Here is a 2,329-nt window from a genome sequence, read left to right as displayed (position 1 = left end):
TTGATGGCAGATAATATCCTGCGGATGGGGATAGGATTGGTTGTAGGTGTCTGGGTTGCTCGTTATTTGGGCGCTAGCCAGTTTGGATTGCTCAGCTATGCCAGCTCGATATCTGGGATGTTTAATGTGATTGCCAGAGCGGGATTAGATGAAATTATTATTCGCGATCTCGCGAGCGAAACTACCGCTAGTGCTGAGATTTTAGGAACTGGATTCGTTTTAAAATTAGCCAGCGGTAGTATTGCTTTCTTACTAGCTATCGGGGCGGTTTTAGTAATTCCTAGCAAAGATCCCCTTACTCCTTGGCTGGTAAGTATTATTGCCTTTGGGATGATATTTCAGTCTCTAGAGACGATCGATCTCTGGTTTCAGTCTCAGGTGCAATCAAAAAAGACAGTTTATGCTAAAAATGTGGCTTATTTGATATCTACAGCGATCAAAGTTTTGCTAGTGATTCAAAAAGCGCCATTGTTAGCTTTTGCGATCGTCACATTTACTGAGGTAGCGCTAACTTCGATTAATTTAGCGATTGCTTATCGGTTAGCTGGCTACTCTTTTCAAGTTTGGCAAGTCAATTTATCCTTAGCAAAGCAATTTCTCCGCCAATCTTGGCCGAATATTTTAACAGGGCTTTCGATTACTATTTACATGCGAATCGATCAGGTTATGCTCGGGAATACGATCGATAATGCTACCGTGGGTAATTATGCTGTTGGCGTGCGTCTGGCTGAAGTTTGGTACTTTATTCCGATCGCGATCGTGTCTTCGATCGCGCCCAAGATATTTCGATCGAAGCAAGAAAGCCAACAACTTTACGACGAGCGCATTCAAAAAGCCTTGAATCTTTTAGTCATGACTATGTATGCGATCGGGCTGATAATGACCTGTTTTTCTGACCGAATCATCACACTATTATATGGCTCAAGTTATACTTCCTCTAGCACGATTTTGAGCATTTATGTTTGGTCGAATGTTTTTGTAGCCCTCGGTTTGATTAGAAATACCTGGGTAACAACCGAAGGATTATTTCGATTTGGTTCAGTCACAACTTTTGTGGGCGCGATCCTCAATATCCTGCTCAACTTATTATTAATTCCGCGCTATGCAGGTGCGGGGGCTGCTTTAGCTACAACGATCTCTTATGGGGTTTCCGACTATCTGATTTTATTGTTATATCCACCCAGTCGCAAACTTGGTCTAATGATGACAAAAGCATTAGCGTTTGATTTTATTATTAAAGGGTGTAAAAGGTTGCTCGATGCGAATCGTAGAGCCAAATCACCCTAAATCCCCCTGTTCGAGGGGGACTAAGAGTCTCATGATTTGGGCTGTGAATTGCTAAAAAATAGTTGGATGATAATTTAAAAATTTAAACATGCGAGAAATATTTTTTCATCCCATCGTTATTTTGTTATCCACAATTCTGTCTTCAGCTATATTTATTATCTTGCTAAAAATTTCAAGTAATGAAAAAACAGCTAGTCAGCTTGAAACATTCGTGCTGTGCATATTGTTTATTGCCTTGGCAGAGGTAATTTTACCACCATTTTCCCAACTCCGACCGAAAGCAATAGCGGGACTAGATAAAACTCTCGGTTCTGCTGTCGCTCAGATCGGTATTTATTTATTCTTTATACTCGTCTTAAGAAATCGCTTTCGAGACTTTTTTAAGAATTTAACTCTGCTAATTAGAGATCCCTGCTTGCTATTCATCCTCGTGCTGACTCTATTATCCGCATTGTGGTCGAGATCGCCGAGTTTTACCTTTAAAGGTAGCTTAGTCATAGTCGGCACTAGTCTATATGCAGTGCATATTGCCAAGCATTACTCGATCGCCCGGATGACGGCTATTTTACGCTTTCTCTGTGCGGTTATCCTGATTGTGGGTGCCATCTTTTGCATTGTCCTGCCATCTTTTAGTGTCAATGAAAAAGGCTGGCAAGGAATCATGAGCTTTCCCATTCGGACAGGCACATTTGCTGCTTTAGGCATTGTTTTATGGCTCGCTCACCTCATATCGACTCGGAACCAAAAGAGTTTAAGTTTGGGTATTATTGCCATCTTCCTGATAGTCTTAGTTCGATCGAACTCTGCTCAAGCGTTGTTGACACTTATTGCTTTACTAGGAATTTTTATCACCCAATATTTATTTAAAAAATTACAAGCCAAACAAGCCACAGTAGCTTCAGTCATATTTTTAGCGATCGGTTTGTGCCTATTTTTTGTCATCGAGTCCCACACTAGGGGGATCTTTGAGGCTCTGGGTAAGGATACTACTTTAAGTGGTCGTACCGACTTTTGGCCGACTGTCATCGCCACCCTCAATCAT

The 2,329-nt window shown here is 41.3% G+C and carries 2 protein-coding genes; both read left to right on the top strand.

Going from position 1 to position 2,329, the window contains the following annotated elements; all coding sequences use genetic code 11:
* The coding region (locus tag RMO35_RS01085; RefSeq protein ID WP_309737966.1) for a flippase at positions 1–1,287 on the top strand (1,287 nt) is incomplete at its 5' end.
* Positions 1,288–1,447: 160 nt separating this feature from the next.
* Positions 1,448–2,329 (top strand): hypothetical protein (locus RMO35_RS01080; RefSeq protein ID WP_309737965.1); only part of this gene is annotated, 882 nt, incomplete at its 3' end.

It is taken from the genome of Chamaesiphon sp. OTE_20_metabat_361, assembly GCF_031364565.1.
Note: the sequence above shows the minus strand (reverse complement) of the source record. Positions and strands in the feature narration are given on the sequence as shown.